Source organism: Streptococcus suis (genome assembly GCF_046032535.1).
In the GTDB taxonomy this organism is placed as follows: Bacteria; Bacillota; Bacilli; order Lactobacillales; family Streptococcaceae; genus Streptococcus; species Streptococcus suis_AK.
The window spans coordinates 24,074-30,540 of record NZ_JARQPL010000029.1; the positions used below are offsets into that span (position 1 = coordinate 24,074).

The 6,467-nt window shown below is 44.6% G+C and carries 5 protein-coding genes; 4 read left to right on the top strand and 1 reads right to left on the bottom strand.

Annotated elements, in window-relative coordinates; translation table 11 throughout:
- The first annotated feature begins 2 nt into the window (after positions 1-2).
- The 3 genes from P7J58_RS08815 to P7J58_RS08825 all read left to right on the top strand — a co-directional run bounded on the left by P7J58_RS08815 (position 3) and on the right by P7J58_RS08825 (position 4,413).
- Positions 3-650, top strand: coding sequence for a hypothetical protein (locus P7J58_RS08815; protein ID WP_237658532.1), 648 nt, complete (start codon positions 3-5; stop codon positions 648-650).
- Positions 651-1,189: 539 nt separating this feature from the next.
- Positions 1,190-2,074 carry an ABC transporter ATP-binding protein gene (locus P7J58_RS08820; protein ID WP_408556166.1) on the top strand — a complete coding sequence of 295 codons (885 nt, stop codon included), beginning with the start codon at positions 1,190-1,192 and terminating at the stop codon, positions 2,072-2,074.
- The gene (locus P7J58_RS08825) at positions 2,071-4,413 is read left to right on the top strand and encodes a hypothetical protein (protein WP_408556167.1); all 2,343 of its coding nucleotides are present in this window, start codon (positions 2,071-2,073) and stop codon (positions 4,411-4,413) included. Before P7J58_RS08820 ends, P7J58_RS08825 begins: the two co-directional genes overlap by 4 nt.
- A 44-nt stretch (positions 4,414-4,457) precedes the next feature.
- On the opposite strand, the gene def is transcribed toward P7J58_RS08825, so the two are convergent.
- Positions 4,458-5,072, bottom strand: a complete 615-nt coding sequence (gene def / locus P7J58_RS08830; protein ID WP_032511398.1) for a peptide deformylase — start codon at positions 5,070-5,072, stop codon at positions 4,458-4,460.
- Positions 5,073-5,201: 129 nt separating this feature from the next.
- Between def and P7J58_RS08835 the strand changes: the two genes are divergently transcribed.
- Positions 5,202-6,365 carry an MFS transporter gene (locus P7J58_RS08835; RefSeq protein ID WP_408556168.1) on the top strand — a complete coding sequence of 388 codons (1,164 nt, stop codon included), beginning with the start codon at positions 5,202-5,204 and terminating at the stop codon, positions 6,363-6,365.
- The last annotated feature ends 102 nt before the right edge of the window (positions 6,366-6,467 follow it).

The window sequence follows — 6,467 nt, forward strand, 5'->3', positions numbered from 1 at the left end:
AATTGGTAGAAATAGAAAAAGGTAATATTATGAAAAAGACGATAAAATATACAAGTGCTTTTTTGACAATTTTAACTTTTGGTATAACAATAGTTCCAAGTGCAACATCTGTTTACGCAAATACTCAAATTCAGACTGAACCTAAAGTAATATCGGCAACAGAACTTCCTGACATTCATTTAAGCAACTTCACACCTGAACAAAATCGAAAATTGAATTTAATGTTCACTATCGGTGAAGAGCTTGGTTTAACAGATAAGGGTGAATTATATCTTAAACACAATGCTAAACTTATTAAAAACAAGTACAATTTAAGTAATGATGATTTCACATTCATAACCGAATCAATTGCTAATTATAATACAACAATTACAACACCAGTAATAATGCCGAGAGCAAGTTTTAGTGGTGGATATATACATCTTTCATACGACGAAGTACTCAACATTGTTAATTTGGCTGCTAGTTACGGACCTGGCGTTATAGCTGGAGCCATGTCTGCAATTTTATCATTCTATCCTGGAATTGGCACCGTTATCGGAGGTATCATTGGATGGTTTGGTGCAGCAGCTATATTGCAAGCAATGAGTGATGCAGCATTCCAGAAAAAGGGAATAAAAATTGGTATCGGTGGCATATCAGCGGAATAGCACATGAAAAATTTTAAAGAATTTATTATTATTTGTTTACTATTTTGCCTATTTTCGATTACCAATCACTATTTCCCAGCACTCTATAATTCTATACAAACAGCTATATTTTTTCCTATATTCATTTTTATAACATATAAAGTTATAATGTGGATAGTACGGTATATCCATATTAAAATCAATTTAACAAAAAAATGAGCTGTCTTTTGTCAAGTCTCAGAAATCATGTTTTCAAAATAAAATCGTTTAATGTATATAATGTATATAATTTACAAGTTCAATATCAAGGCTCCAATAAACGGCACCCTGCGGGGAAAATACATCGATTAAGCAATATCCGAGTATGGGGTGAATTAAAAACTTGGAAATAAACCTGAATTAGTTGTCTACTCTAATCGTCATATCCATCATTCAGAGGGGTTCTATCGGAGCCTCTCTTTTGTAGATGGATTGCCTATTTTTTATTGTCTTATGGATTGAAAAATGCTAGTATACGTATAAGAAGTTCGCTCTGCCATTTCTCCAAGAAAGGAGTTTCTATGCTAAAAGTAGTTGATGTCTGTAAGCGATACGGTGCCCACCAGGTCTTGTCCTATGTGTCCTTTGAGCTGCAAGCGGGGGACTTGGTGGCCCTAGTAGGTCCCAATGGTGTGGGGAAATCCACCCTCCTGAATATCATCAGCAATACAGAAACCGCTGACCGTGGGTCGGTAACCATCAATGGTCGTCCCAATAGTGACCGAGCGATTTTTCAGGATATGTCTGTCATGTTGGACGCCCAAGCCCTTTATCCACAGTTGACGGGTTACGACCATCTGACCTATGTGGCTGCTACCCACAAGCTGGGGAAAAAGGAAGTGGATGGGTTGGTGGAAGAATTGGGGATGGGCTACTATGTCAAAAAGCGGGTGGCTGGTTATTCCATGGGTATGAAGCAGAAGTTGCTCTTTGCCATGGCTGTCCTTCCCAAGCCCAAGCTCTTGCTGCTGGATGAACCCCATATCGGCTTGGATCCGACCAATATCATTCAACAGCGGGAATTTCTTCTGAATTTACAGGCAGAGGGTGTTGCTATTTTGCTTTCTTCCCATCATCTGTCGGAGATTGAGAAGCTGACCAATCAGGTTTATTTTCTCAAGGCAAGCAAGTTGATTGCCACAGAAGTGGAGTTGACAGCGGATTATGATTACCATCTTGCTGTGGAAAACTCCAAGCAGGTTCAGGAATTTTTACGGGATTATCCGCAACTCTTGTGGAAAAAGGCAGAGCAGGGGCTGGTGGAAGTCTTCTTGCCCGAGCGAGATTTACTGGATTGTTTGGATCGTATTCCAATCCAGCAGGTGGCTGGGATTACAAAAGCTAGCGACTATATGGAATCCCTCTATCGTGATCTCTACGTGGAGGAAGGTGGTGAGGGGATATGAGGCTGCACTTTGAAATCAAGAAAATTCTCTGGTCGCCTCTCTACTGCTTGCTCTTGCTAGGTTTTCTGGGTCTTGCCTACCTTCCCATCTCGCAAAGGCAAGCTCATCAAGCGACCTATGTGGAAACCTATAAAGAAGAACTGAATGCCTTGGCCAGTGTCTTGGCAGATATAAAAATTGAAGAGGGGTCAGAAGAAGCACCACGAATGCTGGGCTTGAAATCCGATATAGAAAGTGTCGGTCAGGCCTTAGATGAGGGGAAGTTTGAAGCTATCCCCAACTACCGCAAACTCATGTATCAGGATTTGGACTATTTTATCAGTCGCAATCGGCAGCTTTTTCAAACGCGGCAATCCTTGACGCAAACGGAAGTCGAACGTATGGCCAGATGGAATGACTGGTTGCTTGCCTACCAATTGCCTGATGGTCCTGAAAATCAAGCCTGGTCAACAGGGCGTATTGTTCAAGCCTACTTAGAAAGTTTGTTTGGTTTTCTTCCTGTATTTTTGGTGCTTGGTTTTCTACTTGCCAATCAACTGTCGGAAAAGACACTGGCGCATCAAGTTTGGCAGTTGCGGCAATGGGATAGTCTGAGTTTGCAGGGAGTCAGGCGTTTGGTTGCTTCCTTGCTTTCGCTTTTGCTGGCTGTGGGGATAGGTTTGCTCTTTATCCTGGTCTATGATGGGGTGACAGGTCAGTTGGCTGTATCTAGTTTTCAAGCTCCTGTTGAGATTTTGGGGCAGAGGCAGTTGATAGGCTCTTGGCTTTACGGGCTTATCTTGCTTGGTTTTTGGCTGGTCTTGCTTCTAGCTGTTCGCCTACTTTTTGGATTTTTGGACCACTTGTTGGCCAGTCGGCTGATTTTTGTGGTGACAGGGTTACTGTTGGTTCTGGGGCTTTCCTATCAGGCAGGTGCAGTAGCTGGTTGGTCAGGTCAAATTCTGCCCTTGCTTGCCTTTCCTGGTTTTTTAGACACAGCTGCATTTTCACAGGTCTTTATACAGGTGGATGTCTTACTCCTGCTGACCATTGGGCTTTTCATTACTTATTATCTGCTGACAGAAAAGAAAAGGCTGGTTCTGACCGTGGGGCATCAGAAGGAGTTAGACACAGGGCGTTTGGACAAGGTTTGGGCGTTTGATATTCTCATCCTTAGTCGGCTCAATTCTTGGAAAGGGCTCGTCTTAGTAAACTTGCTCCTAGCTCTGCTATTTTCCCTACTGACGGGACTAGAAAAGCAAGAGGTTGCCCAGGAGGAGAGGGTTTCGATGGAGTTGGTTGCCCAGTCCTATGAGCAGGATGAGGTCTATGTGGAGAGTTTGCAGTCGGAAATCAACCGTCTGAGGCAGTTGGTCAAAGAGGACGCGAGCTATCAGGAGGAGTTGGAGTGGAGAGTGGAGCTTTTACAGGAATACCATATCTATAAAGATCTCTATGTCAAGCAATGGCAGCTATATCAGGACAATTCCAAGGCTCTGCCGGCCAGTCACCTTGCTATGCTGGAGGCAGAGCAGGCCTATCTATGGGCTAGAGAGGAGAAGGCTTTTGCCAATGGTGATATTGGGGCCAGCCAGACGGTGGATAATCTTCGCCGTTACCAGACCCGCAATCAGGTCAGTCAGTATTATTGGCAGCAGCTGATGGAGGCTGGGGTACCTGCAACCAAGCGAGGAAAGGATGTCGTTTTGACCAGCTTGGAAGATCGTTTTGACACAAATGATGCCTTGGTTCCAGTAGACGATCCCTCATGGGACCGCTCCAGAGATCTGTCAGGTATCGGCAGCCTACGCTCTCTCTTTGATGGTCCGGCCTATTTGTTGGTGCTCTTGCTGGCGATTTGGCTTGGCAGTCGGGGTAAGGCGGTGGAGGTTGCAGGGAAAAACTGGCGTCTCTATCAGACCCAGCCTGTGGATTTGCACAAGGTTTTACTCACCAAGTGGTTGCTGGGACTGGGTCTGGCACTAGGATTTACAGTGCTCTTTCTAGTCAGTCTTTTCATGGTCAATAGTCTGGTCGGAGGAATTGGTTATCTGGAAGATGGTCTTATCTTGCTTTCCCGTTCGGAGAGAGGGATTTTTCTGGAACTCTTGAGGGGACAGGAACTCTGGGCCTGGTTCCTTCCCAATGCCCCTTATCTCTTGTGGATGGTGCTTGGCTTGCTGGTATTGGAAATTGTCTTGGTTAGTCTCAATCATCTCTTGCAAGTTCGGTTTTCAAATCGCTTAGTGGTTTTCATCCTACTAGCTGGTTTGCTGGCTCTGCTGGACTACCTCCTCTTTCAAGACCTGATTTTGGATGGGCAGGAAATTTTTAGGCAGTTAGCTCTGCTATTTTCATGAAAAAGAAAAAACTGGCTGAAAATTTTTCAGTCAGTTTCTTATGTTTATTCAATTACCAACATGCCTTCTTTAACGGCAAATGGGTGTTCTGGGTCAATGCGGTCGTAGAACATGACACCGTTGAGGTGGTCGATTTCGTGTTGGACCACGATGGCATTATATCCTTTGAGTTTGATACGGTGTTTTTCTCCGTTTTTATCCATGTAATCAACAGTCACGCGCGCATGGCGGATTACGTAGCCTTGGACTTCGCGGTCGACGGATAAGCAACCCTCGCCCCCTTCCAAAGCCGCTTCTTGGACAGAATGTGCTACGATTTTAGGGTTGTACATGACTTCTTGTAGAGAGTAGGCTTGGGCAGGTGGGTTGCCTTCTTCATCTTCTGGATTTGGGACTAAGACAGCAATGATGCGTTTGGAAACGTCAATCTGAGGTGCTGCTAGACCAACTCCGCCACGGAGTTTCATTTTCTCCGCCATGACAGGATCCTGCGAATGTTTGAGGAACTGCATCATTTTTTCGCCCAAAATAATTTCCTGATCAGATAGAGGAAATGCAACTTCTTCGGCAACTTGGCGTAGGGTTGGGTGCCCTTCACGGATGATGTCATCCATGTCAATCAAATGGGCAGCTTTTGTCAATCGTTCAATAACAGACATGATTCTCTCCTTTGAATATAGTTAAGATAAGTATAGCATGAAATGAGCGAGAATAAAAGTCGGACTTTTCTATCCATTCGCTTTCAAATCTGTTATACTAGTAAAAGACGAACGTTGAAAGGGAGAAAAATGAAAAGAATTTTAGAAAAAGCCAGTTTGCTGGCCCTATCCACCATGCTGGTTTCGACATTTGCTGTCTCGCCAGCTATTCCACAGATGATTGAGTATTTTGCCCAGCAGGGAATTGCAGCGGCCCAGGTGGAAAACTTAATTACGGTGACCTCCTTTGCTATTATGGTTACTCTATTGGCAAATGGTCTAGTTGTCCGTTTCTTGTCTGAACGAAACATTATCATTGCAGGGCTCGTTTTAATGGCTCTTGGAGGCTCCATGCCCTTCTTCCTGCCAGCCTTTCCTTTGATTTTTCTAGCTCGGCTCTTGCTGGGATTTGGTATTGGTCTGATTAACGCACGTGCTATTAACATTATTGGTAACTTTTTCACCGGTCAGGAGCGGGTGCAGATGATGGGCTTGCGTGGTTCAGCAGAGGTTTTGGGAAGTGCAGGGCTTACCCTTCTTGTCGGTTGGTTGACCCAGTTTGGTTGGCAACCTGCCTTCTTGGTCTACCTTTTTGCCTTGGTCATCTTGGCTCTTTTTGTCCTCTTTGTGCCCAAGGAAGAATTGCTGGCTCGCATGGAGGTAAAGGTTGAGGAGAACGCGCCCAAGGTCAAGCTGGATAAGACTATGTGGATGATGGGGATTTACCTAGCCTTTCTAGCCTTCTTTGTTATCAATGTCAATACCTTTCTGACCATTCGTATTCCTCAGATTGTTTTAGCCAAGGGCATCGGTACTGCTCAGCAAGCCAGTCTCATTCTCAGTCTTATGCAGGTCATGGGGATTGTGGCAGGGACGGTCTTTAGTAGCCTGGTTGGTCGTTTGAAGGGTTGGCTTTTAGCTGTTTCCTACGTGGTCTTTGGACTAGCGGTTATCGGCATTGCCTTTGCGGATAATCTCTGGGTGCTAGGACTCGGTGGTATGGTGTCAGGATTTTTCTACAGCATCATCCTAACCATTGTCTTTAGTCAGGTAACAGACCGTGCACCCAAGGCCTTGCTCAATGCGGTCATGACAATCGTCCTTATGGGCTGCAATATCGGCGGTGCGACATCTGCTATCTTACCGACTTATCTGGAAAAACTCAACCCAACCCCAACAGGTGCTTTTGGTATTTACGCCATCGGCTGTGCCTTGATAAGCGCTGGCTTGATTTATAAACAACTGAAGAAGTAGGAGTGAGAAAGAACTCGACTGGTCTAAAACATACTAAGATTAGTAGTGAGGAAATCTCCGACGGGAGAGAGTAGTCACTACTTTTTCTTTATGTTAAAGTAG

What these genes read in the sequence shown, in the direction of transcription:
- P7J58_RS08835 (WP_408556168.1), top strand. Translation starts at nt 5,202, where the DNA reads ATGAAAAGAATTTTAGAAAAAGCCAGTTTGCTGGCCCTATCCACCATG.
- P7J58_RS08820 (WP_408556166.1), top strand. Translation starts at nt 1,190, where the DNA reads ATGCTAAAAGTAGTTGATGTCTGTAAGCGATACGGTGCCCACCAGGTC.
- def (WP_032511398.1), bottom strand. Translation starts at nt 5,072, where the DNA reads ATGTCTGTTATTGAACGATTGACAAAAGCTGCCCATTTGATTGACATG.
- P7J58_RS08825 (WP_408556167.1), top strand. Translation starts at nt 2,071, where the DNA reads ATGAGGCTGCACTTTGAAATCAAGAAAATTCTCTGGTCGCCTCTCTAC.